Annotated in this window: 12 protein-coding genes; 9 read left to right on the top strand and 3 right to left on the bottom strand. The window is 63.3% G+C overall.

Annotated elements, in window-relative coordinates; all coding sequences use genetic code 11:
- Positions 1–97 precede the first annotated feature (97 nt).
- The 4 genes from ACFVVK_RS03025 (at position 98) to lepB (ending at position 5,236) form a co-directional block, all read left to right on the top strand.
- Positions 98–1,663: a BTAD domain-containing putative transcriptional regulator gene (locus ACFVVK_RS03025; RefSeq protein WP_390263261.1), complete on the top strand. Its 1,566-nt coding sequence runs from the start codon at positions 98–100 to the stop codon at positions 1,661–1,663.
- A complete protein-coding gene (locus ACFVVK_RS03020; protein WP_390263258.1) occupies positions 1,641–2,993 on the top strand; it encodes a sensor histidine kinase in 1,353 nt (450 codons plus the stop codon). Before ACFVVK_RS03025 ends, ACFVVK_RS03020 begins: the two co-directional genes overlap by 23 nt.
- Before the next feature lie 106 nt (positions 2,994–3,099).
- Entirely contained in the window at positions 3,100–4,710 is a 1,611-nt protein-coding gene (locus tag ACFVVK_RS03015) for a multicopper oxidase family protein (RefSeq protein WP_390263256.1), read from the top strand.
- Complete coding sequence (gene lepB / locus ACFVVK_RS03010) at positions 4,697–5,236, top strand: signal peptidase I (RefSeq protein WP_390263254.1); 540 nt, start codon at positions 4,697–4,699, stop codon at positions 5,234–5,236. Before ACFVVK_RS03015 ends, lepB begins: the two co-directional genes overlap by 14 nt.
- Before the next feature lie 35 nt (positions 5,237–5,271).
- On the opposite strand, the gene ACFVVK_RS03005 is transcribed toward lepB, so the two are convergent.
- Both ACFVVK_RS03005 and ACFVVK_RS03000 read right to left on the bottom strand, forming a co-directional pair.
- A complete protein-coding gene (locus ACFVVK_RS03005; protein WP_390263251.1) occupies positions 5,272–6,966 on the bottom strand; it encodes an alkaline phosphatase D family protein in 1,695 nt (564 codons plus the stop codon).
- Between the two features lie 101 nt (positions 6,967–7,067).
- Positions 7,068–7,847 (bottom strand): potassium channel family protein, encoded by a 780-nt coding sequence (locus tag ACFVVK_RS03000; protein ID WP_390263248.1) that lies wholly within the window; start codon positions 7,845–7,847, stop codon positions 7,068–7,070.
- A gap of 187 nt (positions 7,848–8,034) precedes the next feature.
- On the opposite strand from ACFVVK_RS03000, the gene ACFVVK_RS02995 reads away from it, so the two are divergent.
- The 4 genes from ACFVVK_RS02995 to ACFVVK_RS02980 all read left to right on the top strand — a co-directional run bounded on the left by ACFVVK_RS02995 (position 8,035) and on the right by ACFVVK_RS02980 (position 13,940).
- Complete coding sequence (locus ACFVVK_RS02995; RefSeq protein ID WP_390263245.1) at positions 8,035–8,901, top strand: MIP/aquaporin family protein; 867 nt, start codon at positions 8,035–8,037, stop codon at positions 8,899–8,901.
- A 214-nt stretch (positions 8,902–9,115) separates the two neighbouring features.
- Positions 9,116–10,672: an APC family permease gene (locus ACFVVK_RS02990; protein WP_390263242.1), complete on the top strand. Its 1,557-nt coding sequence runs from the start codon at positions 9,116–9,118 to the stop codon at positions 10,670–10,672.
- Positions 10,673–10,728: 56 nt separating this feature from the next.
- Complete coding sequence (locus ACFVVK_RS02985) at positions 10,729–11,964, top strand: saccharopine dehydrogenase family protein (RefSeq protein ID WP_390263239.1); 1,236 nt, start codon at positions 10,729–10,731, stop codon at positions 11,962–11,964.
- Between the two features lie 74 nt (positions 11,965–12,038).
- The gene (locus ACFVVK_RS02980) at positions 12,039–13,940 is read left to right on the top strand and encodes a primary-amine oxidase (protein WP_390263236.1); all 1,902 of its coding nucleotides are present in this window, start codon (positions 12,039–12,041) and stop codon (positions 13,938–13,940) included.
- Positions 13,941–14,142: 202 nt separating this feature from the next.
- Here ACFVVK_RS02980 and ACFVVK_RS02975 read toward each other — a convergent pair whose 3' ends face one another.
- Positions 14,143–14,358 (bottom strand): alpha/beta fold hydrolase, encoded by a 216-nt coding sequence (locus ACFVVK_RS02975; protein ID WP_390263233.1) that lies wholly within the window; start codon positions 14,356–14,358, stop codon positions 14,143–14,145.
- A 114-nt stretch (positions 14,359–14,472) separates the two neighbouring features.
- Here ACFVVK_RS02975 and ACFVVK_RS02970 point away from each other — a divergent pair, with 114 nt between their 5' ends.
- Positions 14,473–15,663 (top strand): alanine racemase, encoded by a 1,191-nt coding sequence (locus ACFVVK_RS02970; RefSeq protein ID WP_390263601.1) that lies wholly within the window; start codon positions 14,473–14,475, stop codon positions 15,661–15,663.
- Positions 15,664–15,665 lie beyond the last annotated feature (2 nt).

Here is a 15,665-nt window from a genome sequence, read left to right as displayed (position 1 = left end):
AACTGGAGAGCACTAATCCCCTTCGAATTGCAGGCCTCCGATGCTCCCCACCACCCAGATACACGAGAGTGACGGTCCATCGACCCCGGAAGGCGATGTGCTGACACAACGGGTCCTGGAAATCAGAATCCTCGGTCCCCTGCGCATTCGGCGCGGGGCAGAAGTCCTCGAAGCAGGCGAGCTTGGCGGCACCAAGCCTCGGCAAATCCTCGAGATTCTCTTGCTCAAGCTCGGCACTCCGGTGTCCAAGGACCGCCTCGCCGATTTGCTGTGGGCCGGGCGGCCACCTGCAGAGGCGCTACCGACGCTCGAAAGTTACGTCAGCGTCCTCCGGCGCCATCTGCAGCCCGGCCAGGGCAGGTCCGGTCCGCTACGGACCGTCACGGGCGGCTATGTCATGGATCCTGCCCTAGTAGACCTGGATCTGGGCCGCTTTAGTGACTTACTCCGCCGGGCGTCCAGGTGCGAGCCGGCCGAGGCCCTGAAGCTGCTGCAGGAAGCTCTGGGCCTGGTATCCGGACCCCTGCTGGGAGATGAGCTGACGGCGGTCTGGGCCGACGAGGAACGAAGCAACAATGAGCACCAGGTCTGCAGGGCCCGAGCCCAGGCCGCCGAACTCGCGCTGTCGCTGCACCAGCCTCGGCAGGCAGCGCAGTGGGCCAGGGAGGCGCTGGAGGGCGACTGCCTCAATGAGAGCGCGTGGCAGTCCTTGGTCCTGGCGCTCGAAGAATCAGGTCAGCCCCTCGAAGCGCTGCGGGCATTTGAGCAATGCAGGCGCACTCTGCACCGGGAAATGGGGTGCACACCGGGCGATTCCCTCCGGGCCGCGCACGCCCGCCTCCTGAAGCTGACCGACGGCGCGGAAACACCCGTGTCTGCAGGATCATTGCCCGCCGCAGCGCCGCCGGCCGCAGCCCCGGCGGATTCGGCAACCGTGGCCAGTGCTGCGGTGACGGCATCCGCCGTCGGCGTCCTGGACGGCGAAGCAGGAGCAGCCGAGGCCACCTTGGGGATCCTGATCATCGAGGATCACATGACGTTCGCCGAACTGCTGACAGGCGCGCTGGACCGGGAGCCGGACCTCCACAGCGTTGGTTCGGCGGCTTCCGTCGAAAGCGGCGTGCAGTTATGCCGTGAGCTGCTGCCGGACATCGTTGTCATGGACTATCACCTGCCGGATGGTGACGGGCTGTCCGCGGCAACCCGAATCCTGCGACACTGCCCGGACACGCGGATCATTATGCTCACCGGCGACCCGTCCCAGGATGTACTGCGGCAAGCGGCGGGGATAGGAATTTGCGGGTTCCTCCCCAAGGACGGCTCGCTGGCCACGATGCTGGACACACTCCGCCACGCGCGGGCAGGAAACATGGTGGTGCATCCCTCGTTGGTGGCGCAGATCGGAGCTCCGCACTCCGCTTCCCCTTTCCCGCCGGGGCGACCCCTGAGCCCCCGAGAGCTGGAAATTCTGCGATTGATGTCCGAGGGACATGAGGTGGGAATGGTCGCCGACAACCTGGGCATCTCGGTTAACACCTGCCGTGACTACGTCAAGACCATATTTTCCAAACTCGGCTCGCACTCGAACAGTGAAGCCATGGCCAAGGCTGACGTCCGAGGGATCCTGCGCGCGAAGTCCGATGTCCAGGCCTTCCGAAGCTGACGTTGGAGCGAAGCCTGAGGAGTTTCCGGGCAAGGCCGAGCGCTTCGCGGTCCGGGCCGCGGTGGCGAAATTCCTGGTGATGGGATTTCTTGCGCTGCTGATCGTGGCAACCCCTGTCGCGTTTTGGATCCGGGCCGAGGCAGAGCGGCACGCTCTGGACAATGCGCTCCTCTTCACTCAACGAGTAGCGGACATTGCGATCAAGCCGCTGATGACCCAGGCGTTACTCGCCGGGGACGGGCCAGCGTTGGACGCACTGGACAAAGCCCTGGAGTCATGGCGCACCGACGCCTCGGTGCTGCGGATCAAGGTGTGGGACAGCAGTGGCCGCGTCGTGTATTCAGACATGCGCTCGCTCGTCGGACAACGCTTCGAATTGCCGGACTGGGGCAGGGACCTCTTGGCCGGCGGGCCGGGAACGGCTTCCCTGGAAAGCCAGCAGGAACTGGAGAACGAGTACGAGCTGGCTTCGGGGGAACTAGTGGAGGTTTACGTCGGCTCTGAAGCCACCGACGGTACGCCGCTGATCTTTGAGGCGTACTACGACGACAACCCGGTGCGGGACGAGCAGCAGTCGGTCCTGTACAGCATGATCCCGCCTCTGCTGCTCGCCCTGGCGGCGCTGCAGCTCGCCCAACTGCCTCCAGCCATCAGGCTCGCTCGCGGGATCCAGAACCATCAGGCCAGCCGGAACCGTTTGCTGAGGCGCGCTGTTGAAGCCTCCGACCTGGAGCGCCGCAGGATCGCCCGGGATCTCCACGATGAAGTGATCCAGGACCTGTCCGGGCTGGGTTATGCCCTTGAATCAGAAGAGCTCCACGGGCCACCGGAGCAGCGAGAGGTGCTCGGAGGAGCCCGGACCATACTGCAACAAAGCGTTCGTTCCCTGCGGGCGATGACGCAGGAGCTTTATCCGCCCGACCTGGAACGACTGGGGCTCAGGAGGTCCCTGGAACAGCTCGTGGAACCCCATCAGGAACGCGGGCTCATGGTGCAGCTGCTGGTTCCGGACGACGTCCCGCTGGGACGCGGTTCCTCAGCGTTGTTGTACCGGGTGGCGCGGGAAGCGCTGTCAAACAGTGCAAAGCATTCCGGCGCAACCGCGGTGGTGCTCTCGCTGCGGACCGACCCGCACGGCTCGGAAATATGTATCTCGGATGACGGCAGGGGCTTTGACCAGTCGGACGGGGCAGCCGAGGGCCACCTTGGCCTGCGGATACTCCAGGACACCATCCATGAGGCGGGCGGAGAACTGGAAATTCTCAGCATCCCGGGCGCAGGTACCACCGTAAGAGCGCGCTTGCGTGCGCGTCTTGCGGCCCCCCGCTGACCAGGACGGGATTCTCAGGGTTCTCCCAAGGTGGGGGAATCGGCTACAGGTTATCTCCAAGACGGACCCGGCAAAGTCTGGTCAACGAATACGAAGGAGACCGGCTATGTCCATTTCACGTCGTCAGGTTCTGTTGCTCGGGGGGCTAGGTGTTCTCGGAGCCGGGGGCGCCATGTTGCCAACGGGCTCCGTCGAAGCCAAGTCGGCCAGCCGCATTAGTTCCAGCGACATGCCAAAACCGTTCCAGGCCGCTTTTGTCCAGGCGCCGGTTCTTCAGCCCTACGCTACGGGTACCGACGCCGCGGACGGCCTGCCCATCAATTACTACAAGCTGACCGAGAAGGCCGCCGTGGCCAACATCCTTCCGCGGCTGAGCACCCCCATCCTGGGTTACAACGGCTTGTTCCCCGGACCGACGATCAGCCTGGAGCAAGGGACAAAAGCCGTCCTGAGGATGCGCAACCAACTGCCGGCCCAGCATGCGCTGGACGGGCATGCCCTTTCCACATCCACCCATCTGCATGGTTCCGCATCGCTGCCCCAATACGACGGTTACGCCAGCGATATCACTCATCCGGGGTTCTACAAGGACTACCACTACCCCAACTTCCAGCCGGCCCGCACGCTCTGGTACCACGACCACGGCGTCCACTTCACGGCCCTGAACGCCTACTCAGGGCTCGCAGCGCAGTACCACCTGCACGATCCCGTGGAACGGCAACTTCTCCCGCAAGGGAAGTTCGACGTGGCGCTCACGGTCAGCGATGCCATGTTCGCGGCGAACGGGTCACTGGGCTACGACGACAACAGCCACTCGGGCCTCTGGGGAGACGTCATCCTGGTCAACGGCAGGCCCTGGCCGGTCATGAAGGTCCAGAAGCGTGTCTACCGTTTCCGGATTCTGAACTGTTCTATCTCCCGATCCCTGCGGCCCACACTCAGCACCGGCGATCCACTGGTGGTGGTTGGCACGGACGGCGGCCTGGTCCCCGTAGCCCAGTCCGTGGCCAACTACCGCCATGGAGGGGCGGAGCGGTACGAGGTCCTGATTGATTTCCGGAAGTACAAGACCGGGCAACGGATCGAACTCCGCAACTTGTCCAACAAAAACAACGTTGACTACGACAACACCAACAAAATAATGGCCTTCGACGTCACGGATGAGCCGGTAGACACCTCGGACCCCACCTGGAACCGGATACCCACGACGTTGGCCAGCAGCGAGGCCATGTTGCTGAAACCGGGACAATCCGTGAAGACACGCAAATTCCGGGTCGAGCGGAGCGACTCCACCAACATGTGGACCATCAACGACGACAGCTGGCAGGACGTCATCGCCAGCGGATACAAAAAAGTCGTCGCCGAGCCTGACCTCGACTCTGTGGAAATCTGGGAAATTGAGAATAAGTCCGGCGGCTGGTTCCACCCCCTCCACATCCACCTCGTGGACTTCCAAGTGCTCAGCCGCAACGGGGCGCCCCCGATGGCCCACGAGCGTGGACCCAAGGATGTCGTGTACGTCGGTGAGGGCGAGACCGTTCGGCTCCTGATGAAGTTCGCGCGGAACAAGGGCCTCTACATGATGCACTGCCATAACCTGCCGCACGAGGACCACGACATGATGGTCCAATTCCGGGTGGGCCTGAAGGACAGCGATTGGGACGAGAACGACCCCATGACGGCGGCGAAGGCGGCCTGGGACGATGATCCGGCGTGAGTCGGTAGAACGGACCGGCCGCCGGGTCATCGTAGGGGCCTTGATCCCGGTCCTGGTCGTCCTCGCCGTCCGCACCTGGCTGGTGGAACCTGTGACGGTGTCGTCCGACAGCATGGCCCCAACGATTCCTTCGGGTGCCGTCGTGTTCCTTTACAAGCCGGCAGAAGCTGCCGGCCTGATCCGGAATGGCGTTGTCGTCGCCTTTGCCAGCCCGGTCGACGGTCGGACGGCGATCAAACGCGTCATTGCGGGAGAGGGGCAAAGGGTAGCCATCCGGGACTCTGAATTGTTCGTCGATGACGTTGCCGTCGTAGAGCCATTCATCGACCACAGCCGCATTGATGGCACCTACTTCGGGCCCGAGACGGTCCCCGCGGGCAGAGTCTTCGTCCTGGGGGATAACCGCGGCGTGTCCATAGATTCCCGCGACTTCGGAGCAGTGCCGTTGACGGCGATTCAAGGTACGGTGCTGGCCGGCCAAAAAATAGTCGGCCAAGAGAAAATGTGTCCCGGACTCCGCCGGTGAGTCCCGTGGCGTCAGGTGCACCGCTCCGGCAGCAGTCAGGGGGTTCGCTGCTGTCCCCGGCGGGGCTCCGTTGAGCCCCGTGGAGCTACCGTGAGGGAAGCAACGCGTTCGAGTCCCGGATGGAGATGGTCGCCGTCGTCTATCACGCCGGTCTGCCACCACAGGTTCAGCCCCTCCGGGGCCACCTCCAAGTAGGCCAGGTTGTTGTCAAACCAAGGCCCCCTGATGCCGGCCCAGCGAAACGGCGGGTCCGGGACCTTGGCCGAGCGCGCAACCAGGGCGCCAACAGGCGCGGCCAGGCCGTAGGACATGACGGCTGCGAAAGACCGCATGAGCCGGGGCAGCGGGTTGCGGATGGGGGAGCAGACCGTTTGCAGGATCCGGCTGCCCGAGGTCCGCTCGACCTCCGCAACGTAGGAAAAGTGCACGTCCCCGGAGAGAAAAGTGATGGTTTCCGGAGCCGGGCCACGCTTGCCATCCGCGACCTCGCTCGCCATGGCGGCCACCCGGCGGAAGCTGTTTTGGAAGGCGGCCCAATGCTCCAGATCCACCGCACGGCGCAGCTTCTCGCCGGCCCGGGCGGCCCGTTTCCCCCACGCACCCTCTGAGACGGCCTCGTTCCACGACTCGACATAGTGCAGGCCCATCGGCAGCAGGAAGGGAAGCGACGTGGCGACAAGCAGATGACGGAAGCCGCCGCGCATCCGGCCGTCAAGCCAGGCAAGTTCCACATCATCGACAAGCGCGCGGTCGTCCGGCGCCAGGTCCCGGGCAGCGCGGGAATCCACCACGATCAGCCGGATGTCCCCAAAATCCCGGCAGTAGCTCCACCGGTAAGACTTTGGGTCCCGATCCGCCCGCTCCGCGAAGGAGTCAAGGTCGGAGCCAACGTCGATCTCGTCGTCGCCGGTGTGGCCCGTGATCCGGCGCCAGATGGCGTCCTTCGCCCGTTCCTGCGGAGACAGGTTCCCCAAATGCTGGTAGACCCAGTACGAGGCCAGCCCCGCAACTATCCGGTCATGCCACCACGACGTAGCTTCCAATTCCTTCTTCCAGCTGAGCGAGGTATTCCAGTCGTCCCGGATGTCGTGGTCATCGAAGATCATGGCGCTGGGCAGGGTGGACAGCAGCCACCTGTTCGCCGGGTCTGACCAGGCCAGGTAGTACAGGTGGGCGTACTCCTCGTAGTCCTTGAGCTCCTCGCCGGGCGGTGCTTTGATGTCGCGGCGGCCGCGGATGAACTCCTGCATCTGCTCGCTGGTCAAGTCGGCGTACACCTGATCCCCAAGGAAAGCCACTAGATCCGGCCACGGCAGGTGGCCGTCGGAGGCCATCCGTAGGGCGTAGGCACGCAGCGAGTCCACGCCGTGGGTCCGGTTCCCGGATGCATCGTGCGGGACGCTGGTCCGGCAGGAGCCGTAGGCCATCCGCAGCGGCTTGCCGGGGGTCAGCGTCGCGATCATTGACGGCGGGAACGCGGATGAGGGGTCGGGCCAGACCGGGGTTCCGTTCACATCGACGGCGTAAGCCGTGACCGTTCCGGGCTCCAGCCCGTCCAGCTCCACCAGCGCGTAGTGGTGACCGTGGACTGCGAACGTGCTGGCGGCCCACTCCCTGCCGCCGGCACGGATGGAAACCCGGGCGGCAGCTTCGGTCTCCACCCAAACACTCGCCGATGTCTCATCCACGTACCGCACCATGGGGCCGAGCACTAACGGAGAGGTCGTCATGAGTCAGTTGTACCCGTTCGGGCCGTGGGCGGCCATGGCCTCCTTTGAGGATCAAATCGCGCAAGGATCAAACGGGGCGGCCTTCGACAGCCTTGGCGCCGTCACCGTGGTTCCTTGCCTGCTTTTGCGTCGGCAGGGCTGGCAGGGTGCCCTTCCGAGGCACCGGACTCCCGAGTCAGCTGGTCATGGAGCCTGTTGATCTGGGCTGTGAGGCGGGCGAGTTCCTCGGTGCCGATGGATTCGTCCGCCTGCCTGCGTTCATTCGTTGCGGCGGTCACGCTCTCAACTAGCCAAGAGGACACCGCAGCAGTGACCATGCTCAGGACGGCAAACCCGCCGACCATCAGCGCGGCCGCAGCCCACCTGCCCGGAACGGTCACAGGGTAATAGTCGCCATAACCGATCGTTGTGATGGTGACTATCGCCCACCACAAGGAGTCGCCCATGGAGGTGATATTCGCGTTCGGAGCGTTCTTTTCGAAACTGAGAACGCTCAGGGCCACCGTATAGATCAGAAGGATGGCCGAGAGAATAACGTAGGCCATGACACGGGTCCTGATGGCAGTGCCCGGAGCCCGCTCCATGACTTGCCGCAAGGTGAACGGACGAAGGAGACGTAATGGTCGTGCTACCGGCAGCACGACCATGAGCAGGTCCAAGGGGTGTCGGACGAACCATCGGCCGCGCCGGTGGGCCAACAGCAATTTCACGATGTAGTCGACGCCGAAGGCCAGCCACGTTGACCCCATGACGAGCGCTAGGGCGGTGGCGTAGGGGTCCGGCGGATCGACAATGACCAGAACCGAATAGGCCGCCAGAAAGAGAAAGGCCGCTCCGACGAGGGGCCACTCGGAATACTTGAGCCAGGTTTCTTGCGTCATGGCTGAATGGTAGGACTTTGCTCCGCGGATGTCCGCACGAAGGTGCAGGCCGGGTCCGTGCAAGCCGCTAATAAGAGGACCATCGGCTCACTGACAACCGGCCCTGGCAGCGGTACATTGTGGTTTCCAGATGCCGGCCCACTCCGGGTACGGCAGAGCACTGTGCCATAGTCGGAGGCGATTGGCCATGTCGGAAAACCAGCGAAATGACGGAACCGGGCGCGTGGGTGCGCAACAAAGCGGGGCCCACAACCGCAGTGTCGCCAGCGAATTGGGAACCATCGAACAGAATATCCTGCTGCGAATCCAGGATTTTGATGATCCCCGCCAGGAATGGCGGCGCCTGTTCTCGGAGTTGTACGGCACCTTCCTGCTAGTCATTGTCGCTGCCGGCGGTGGCATGATGAGCCAGGCGTTCCCCGGCGTCATCAGCCGCACGGCCGCCGTCGTGGCACCCGGCCTGATGGTGTTGGGCATCATCCTGTTCATGGGCAAAATCTCCGGCGCGCACCTGAACCCCGCGGTCAGCATCGCGTTCGCCCTTCGCGTTGATTTCCCCTGGCGCCGGGTGCCGGGCTACATCCTTGTTCAGCTCATCGGAGCGACCCTTGCCTGCTTGCTGCTGCAGGCCGTGATTGGCGTCTCCGCCACTTACGGTTCAAACTATCCGGCGGCGGACTACTCGGCGGGAGCCGCCTTCTGGATGGAGGCCCTGCTGACGCTGGGGCTGGTCAGCGTCATTCTCGGGACCGCCTCAGGGGCCCAGAATGTCGGGCTGTTGGGTGCGTTTGGGGTAGGCGGGTACATCGCGTTGGCGGGCCTGTGGGGCAGCCCCATCTCCGGCACGTCGATGAATCCGGCCCGAACGTTCGGGCCTGATCTTGCCAGCGGGAATTTCCTCGACTACTGGGTGTACGCCGCCGGGCCACTGGTCGGGGCAGCGGCGGCCGTCGGCATCGCCTTTGTTTTGCGCGGCGCGGGCGGCGGCGAGTCGGGTTCCGGCGCCGCCCAGGGAGGTCTGTTTACAGAAGTCGCGAAGGACAAGAAGCCCTAACGGGCCGTGCATCCCAGTAGGTATTCGACGGCGGGCGGTCGCCTCGAGGCGCTGATCGATAATTCTCTCAACCGGATCGATCCGCCCCCTTGCGGGAAATCTCCAGAAGTTGGACTATTTGCATTAATTACCCATCGGGTCTCCCGCTCTTCGTTGGGTAAAAAGTTGGACTCGGGCTCAACCGGCGGTGCCGGTTCCGCGGTTGGGAGACAAGATGGCAAACACCGTTCCTTCAACAACCAAAGAGGCTGGCGACAAGGGGCTGAAAGGCGGTGCGCTTGGTCTCGTGTCGAGTGTCGTTGTAGGTGTCGCATCGACTGCCCCGGCCTACAGCCTCGCGGCCAGCCTGGGATTCATCGTCGTCGGTGGCACCATCTTCGCAGGGGTCAAGGCACCCGGAATCGTCCTTCTCGCGTTCATCCCGATGTATCTCATCGCGGTCGCCTACCAGGAGCTGAATAAGGCTGAGCCTGACTGCGGAACAACGTTCACGTGGGCGTCCCGAGCGTTTGGTCCGGTCACCGGGTGGATGGGTGGCTGGGGGATTGTCATCGCCGACATCGTCGTCATGGCCAATCTGGCTCAGATCGCTGGCGCGTATTCCTTCATTTTTGTCGGAGGATTCGGGCTGCCGGAAGTCGCGGGGCTGGCGGGCAACGTCGTCGCGACAACGATTGCAGGTCTGGCTTGGATCGCGGTGATGACGTGGATCTGCTACCGGGGCATCGAGCTCACGGCCCACGTGCAGTACGTGCTGCTCTCATTTGAAATCGCAATCCTGATTTTCTTCGCGGGCTTTGCGCTGGTCAAGGTGTATTCGGGAACCGCCGAGCCGTACTCCCTCATCCCGCAGTTGGACTGGTTCAATCCGTTCACACTCGACTTTGGCGAGACCATTGCACCGGCCATGCTCACTGCGATCTTCATTTACTGGGGCTGGGACACTGCCGTCTCGGTGAATGAGGAGACGAAGAACCCTGACAAGACCCCGGGGCGCGCGGCAATCATCAGCACGATTCTCCTGCTGGCGACCTACGCGATCGTGACCGTGGCCGCCGTGGCCTTTGCCGGCGTCGGCGACTCGGGAATCGGACTGGCAAACCCGGAAAACTCTGCCGACGTATTTTCGGCCATCGGACCCACACTGTTCGGCGAGGGCCCGGTTGGATCGATCCTCATGACGCTGCTCGGATTCTCCATCCTGACGTCGGCGTCGGCCTCGACGCAAACGACCATCCTTCCGACAGCACGCACTACGCTTTCGATGGCGGTCTACAAGGCGATCCCGGAAAAGTTCGCGCGAATTCACCCGAATTTCCTCACGCCGACCTGGTCCACGATCGGCATGGGCCTCGCATCTGCGTTCTTTTACCTCATCTTCACGCTCATCAGCCCGGCGCTACTTCTCGCCCTGATCGGGTCGATCGGGCTGATGATCGCGTTCTACTACGGACTGACCGGCCTCGCCTGCGTGTGGTTTTATCGCAAGACACTGACGTCGTCGTTCCGGAACTTCATCATGCGCGGACTGTTCCCGTTGGTCGGCAGCCTCATGCTGGCGGCCGTTTTCGTCTACGGTCTCTCAAACTTCGCCCAGCCTGATTGGCTCCAAGACGCAGACGGCAACAACGTGACGATCTTCGGAATCGGGGCCGAGGCAGTCGTGGGCGTCGGCGGCCTGCTGATCGGGGCGGTGCTGATGGGGGTCTGGTGGATCCGGAAGCCCGACTTCTTCCGCGGCCAGACACTGGCCCGGGGCATGGACGAATGAGGCGCACCGCCAATGATTTCGCCGCCGACGCCGTTGCTCCCACCTGAAGGACACCTATGAGGATCCTATGCATAGGCGCCGGCGGCGTGGGCGGAGCGGCCGTTGGCATCGCGGCGCGCCGCAGCTTCTTCGAAGCATTCTTTGTCGCGGACTACGATGTGGCGCGTGCCGAATCTGTCGTGCAATCCATTCCTTCTGGCCTAAGGCAGCGCTTTGAAGCGATGGCCCTGGACGCGTCGAGCAATGGGGCCGTTGCGGAAGCGATACGCCGGCACCGCATCACACACGTCTTCAATGCCGTCGATCCCCGCTTCGTGATGCCTATCTTTGAAGGGGCGGCGGAGGCTGGTGCAACGTACCTCGATATGGCGATGTCATTGTCGACGCGGCATCCCGAGCTGCCGTATCAGCTCCCTGGACTGAAGCTGGGTGATCTGCAATTTGAACAGTCAGGCGAATGGGAAGCCGCCGGCCGCCTTGCCGTGGTCGGAATGGGCGTCGAACCCGGGCTGTCGGATGTCTTTGCCGCCTATGCCCAGGAATTCCTCTTCTCCCAGATCGACGAATTGGCCGTCCGCGACGGCGCCAACCTGGTGGTTGAAGGATATGACTTTGCCCCTTCTTTTTCGATTTGGACCACGATTGAAGAGTGCCTGAACCCGCCTGTCGTCTACTCCTCCGAGCTTGGCTGGAGGACCACGGAGCCATTTAGCGAGCCCGAAGTCTTCGACTTCCCGGAGGGCATTGGGCCCGTCGAATGCGTCAATGTGGAACACGAAGAAGTGCTGCTCATGCCGCGCTGGATCGATGCAAAAACTGTGAACTTCAAATACGGCCTTGGCGACGAATTCATCGACGTTCTCCGGGTTCTTCACAAACTCGGTCTCGACTCGACCGAACCGGTCAACGTCAAGGGATCCCGGGTCAGTCCGAGGGACGTCGTGGCAGCGTGCCTCCCGGACCCTGCGACGCTCGGCCCCAAAATCACGGGAAAGACGTGTGCCGGGGTCCTGGTACGGGGCCAAGACAAGGAGGGCAACCCACGAAGTACCTACCTTTACCATGTGGCTGACAATGCGTGGACCATGGAAAACTACGCGAGTCAATGCGTTGTTTGGCAAACGGCCATTAATCCGATCATTGCTCTCGAGCTCCTTGCCACCGGCATGTGGACAGGGGCAGGTGTCCTCGGTCCGGAGGCTTTCCCATCGAAACCATTCCTGGAATTGATGGCCGCCCCCGAGCCGGAGGGATATGGCTCGCCCTGGCACATCAGGGAGGAAACGAACTAAGGACCCGCCAGCGGTCCAGCGGCTCCCAGTTCGTAGCCGGGGCCGTGAAGGTGATCTCGGAGAGGGAGAGTGCCGTGAGAATTTCGTCCCAGTTTCATCCACTGGATCCGCTTGGTGCGGACGAGTTCAGTGCAACGGCGGCTTTGCTCGCCAGCGCACAGGGCGTCTCGTATCCCGCGTGGCGGCTGGCAGCCATTGAGCTGATCGAACCCGACAAGGCGGCCGTCGACGCCTTCGAGTCCGATGCCGACGCGCCGGCTCCGGAGCGGATCGTCGGTGTGAACTGCTTCGAACGGTCCTCAAACAAGACCTATCAGGCGCGGCTGTCCCTGACTCGCGGGGTCGTCGTCTCTTTCGCCCATGTACCGGGCGTTCAGGCGAACATGACCGTGGACGAGTGGGAAGAAGCTGACGCGGCGCTGCGCAGTGACCCGCGGGTGATCGCTGCGCTTGCCAGGCGCGGCATCACGGACCTGTCCCTGGTGTTCATGGACGTTTGGACTTACGGCCTGACACTGATCCCGGAAAAGTATCAGGGGCGCCGGATCGGCTGGTCCGATACCTGGGTCCGTGCCCGGGCGGGTGCAAACCCCTATGCAGGGCCGGTCAACGGCTTCCACTGCGTCATTGACCTGGCTACCATGGAGCTGCTGGACATCGAGGACACTTTTGCGGTCGACACTCCCGAGATCATGGGGGAATATGTTCCGGCGCTGATCCCGGAGCGGCTCCGCAATGCAAGCACCCGGGAACCGCTGAAGCCGCTGGAGATTGTTCAGCCCGACGGCGTTTCCTTCCGTTTTGACGGCAACAGGGTCAGCTGGCAGAACTGGTCCATGCGAGTCGGGTTCAACTACCGCGAAGGCCTGACCATTCACCGGGTCAGCTATCGCGACGGAGGCCGCGAGCGGCCGATTGCGAACCGCTTCTCCTTTGCCGAAATGGCCGTTCCCTACCGGGACCCGAGTGACGACCACTACCGCCGCACCGCGTTCGATGTCGGCGAATGGGGCCTGGGATTCATGACGACGTCGCTTGAACTGGGCTGCGACTGTCTTGGCGAAGTCCGGTATTTCGATGCGGTCATGCACAATTCGGCGGGGGAGCCGTTCACCATTAAGAACGCGATCTGCTTCCACGAAGAGGACGCCGCGGTGCTGTGGAAGCACATCGATCATGACGGCGGCATGGAAGTGCGTCGCATGCGTCGACTGGTGATTTCGTTCCATGTCACCGTGGCCAACTATGAATACCTGGTCTACTGGCGCTTCTACCAAGACGGGAACATCGAGTGCGAGGTACGAGCCACTGGAATCATGGTGGTAACCCATTTCGGCGAGGGCCAAGATCATCCGAGCGGAACCCTTGTGGACCATCGGACCTACGCGCCCTTCCATCAGCACTTCCTGGTGGCCCGGCTCGACCTCGATATCGACGGCACGGCCAACACAGTTTACCGCTCGGAAACCGAGATGGTCCCGATGGGTCCGGACAATCCGTACGGGCTAGCCCTGCTGCAGAAAAAGACCCCCATCACCACCGAGGGGCACGACGACTATTCCTGGGAGACCCAGCGGGCCTGGACGGTGACAAACGATAATTCGGTCAACGGACTGGGAACCCCGGTGTCCTACAAGCTGGTGCCCGGCGCAGCGTTCCCCGCGTTCTTTGATCCGGCATCCCCGGTTTTCCAGCGCGCGGAGGTCATTGGGCACACGGTGTGGGTGACGCCGAACGATGCCAAGGAACGTTGGCCGGCCGGCGAGTTTGTGAACCAGGGAGCAGGCGGGCTGGGAATGCCCGAATGGGTGCGGCAGGGCCGGTCCGTGGAAAACACCGACGTCGTCCTTTGGTACGTTTTCGGCATACACCACATCCCGCGGCCGGAGGAGTGGCCGATCATGCCGGCGGACACTGTAGCGTTCTGGCTCAAGCCGGTGGGCTTCTTCGACCGGAATCCGGCGCTGGATGTCTAGGCGGTGCGGGCACGCCTAGGCGTGCCAATTCCCCGTCACCTAACCCGGGACCGGTCTCTCAACCGTCAAGGAATTCCTCGGTCACCCGCCCAAGCTCGTCCGTATGGGTCCAGGTCCTGGCTGTCGGGCGGCCCGTGCGACTACCAGCTTTGACAGCCGGCGCATCCCGAAGACTTGGAGCGCAGGCGGCAGGACGTGGCCTTCAACCCGCTCGCACTGCGGCCGTGTAAGGCGGCGGAAGGCCCCGGCTTCGCCCGTGGCCGCGCAGATCCGGAATGACCAGGCGGTGCCGGGCGGAGAGACGCTCGAGCACTGGCTCGAACATCTCTCCGGTGACCATCAGCCCGTGCACCAGCAGCAGGGGCCCGCCGGTTCCGCGCTCGGTGAAGTGAAGTAGGTCTGAGGGTGCGGAGCTCATGTCACCAGTGCAGTATCAACAGGCCAATTCCGCCAGACCCATGGCTCAAGTAAGTTTGTCGGAGTGTCGAAGCAGGCTTTTGGGACCGAAGAATCGGGGAGTGGCGTGAGCAAGATGGAAAGCCAGGGCGGAGCCGATGGAGACTTCGCGGCGAAGGTTGGCAAAGGTCCGGCGTATCCGCAGCTGCGGCTCGACAGCGACGCCCTCGACAACAATATCCGGGTCATGGCGGAGTGGTGCCGGGCACGGGGCGTGGATCTGGCCCCGCATGTAAAGACAACGATGTCGGCGCCGATCATAGAGCGGCAGCTGGCTGCCGGCGCAGTCGGCGTAACTGTCGCCACCGTGGATCAAGCCGCCTCAGCATTCGCTTGGGGGCATGGCCGCGTTCTCGTGGCCAATGAGATCGTCGACAGGTTCGGATTATCGCGTGTCCGCACGTGGCTGGAGGAAGACCCCGGACGCGAAATCCGTTGTTTTGTCGATTCTGCAGCCGGGGTGAGGGCGGCGGCGGAAGTCTTCGACGGCGGGGCGATCGATTTTGAGGTGCTGATCGACGTCGGCACACCCGGCGGCCGCACAGGGGTACGCAGCCTGGACGAGGGTCTGCTGCTGGCTGAGCTGGTCCGGGACACGCCGGGACTGAGGCTGGTGGGGGTTGCCGGTTACGAAGGCGTTGTGCCCAACAGCAGGTCGGAGGATACCGTTGGTGCGGTTGACCGACACTGCCAGCTGGTGCGGGACGTGTATCTGGAGGCGGCGAAGTTCTTTGAGACTGCCGCTCCCATCTATTCAATGGGTGGCTCCGCCTTCCCGGATCGTGTGGTCGAGTTCCTTCCCGACGGCGGTCGGGTGCCTGGAACCCGCATCATTCTCCGGTCGGGTTGCTACGTCACCCACGATCACGGCACCTATGCCGCCGTCAGCCCCGTTCCGGACCTCATTCCAGCGATGTCCGTTCGCGCCGTCGTCCTGTCCACCCCGGAAGCGGGGATGGCCGTCGTCGGCGCAGGCAAACGGGATCTTCCCTACGACGCCGGACTGCCCACCTTCCTGTCGGCCCGGACGGCGGACGGTGCCGAAAAGAACGGCGCAGCCGGGGGCGTGCGAAATCTCTACGACCATCACGCAGTCCTTACCGGCGTCACCGGACTGGACGTCACCGACACAGTGGACTTCGGTCTATCCCATCCCTGCTCCGCGTTTGACCGCTGGCACGAATATGTCCTCACCGAGCGGAACGGTCACGACCTTGGAGTGTGGCACACCGACTTCCGCCGATCGTCCCTAACCACTCATTCCTGATC

It is taken from the genome of Arthrobacter sp. NPDC058192, from assembly GCF_042883665.1.
GTDB lineage: Bacteria > Actinomycetota > Actinomycetes > Actinomycetales > Micrococcaceae > Arthrobacter.
The sequence above is the reverse complement of the archived record's forward strand: the minus strand, read 5'-3'. Positions and strand labels throughout refer to the sequence as shown.

Coding starts and splice junctions, on each gene's coding strand:
- ACFVVK_RS03020 (WP_390263258.1), top strand. CDS start 1,641: ATGTCCAGGCCTTCCGAAGCTGACGTTGGAGCGAAGCCTGAGGAGTTT.
- ACFVVK_RS03015 (WP_390263256.1), top strand. CDS start 3,100: ATGTCCATTTCACGTCGTCAGGTTCTGTTGCTCGGGGGGCTAGGTGTT.
- lepB (WP_390263254.1), top strand. CDS start 4,697: ATGATCCGGCGTGAGTCGGTAGAACGGACCGGCCGCCGGGTCATCGTA.
- ACFVVK_RS03005 (WP_390263251.1), bottom strand. CDS start 6,966: ATGACGACCTCTCCGTTAGTGCTCGGCCCCATGGTGCGGTACGTGGAT.
- ACFVVK_RS03000 (WP_390263248.1), bottom strand. CDS start 7,847: ATGACGCAAGAAACCTGGCTCAAGTATTCCGAGTGGCCCCTCGTCGGA.
- ACFVVK_RS02995 (WP_390263245.1), top strand. CDS start 8,035: ATGTCGGAAAACCAGCGAAATGACGGAACCGGGCGCGTGGGTGCGCAA.
- ACFVVK_RS02990 (WP_390263242.1), top strand. CDS start 9,116: ATGGCAAACACCGTTCCTTCAACAACCAAAGAGGCTGGCGACAAGGGG.
- ACFVVK_RS02985 (WP_390263239.1), top strand. CDS start 10,729: ATGAGGATCCTATGCATAGGCGCCGGCGGCGTGGGCGGAGCGGCCGTT.
- ACFVVK_RS02975 (WP_390263233.1), bottom strand. CDS start 14,358: ATGAGCTCCGCACCCTCAGACCTACTTCACTTCACCGAGCGCGGAACC.
- ACFVVK_RS02970 (WP_390263601.1), top strand. CDS start 14,473: ATGGAAAGCCAGGGCGGAGCCGATGGAGACTTCGCGGCGAAGGTTGGC.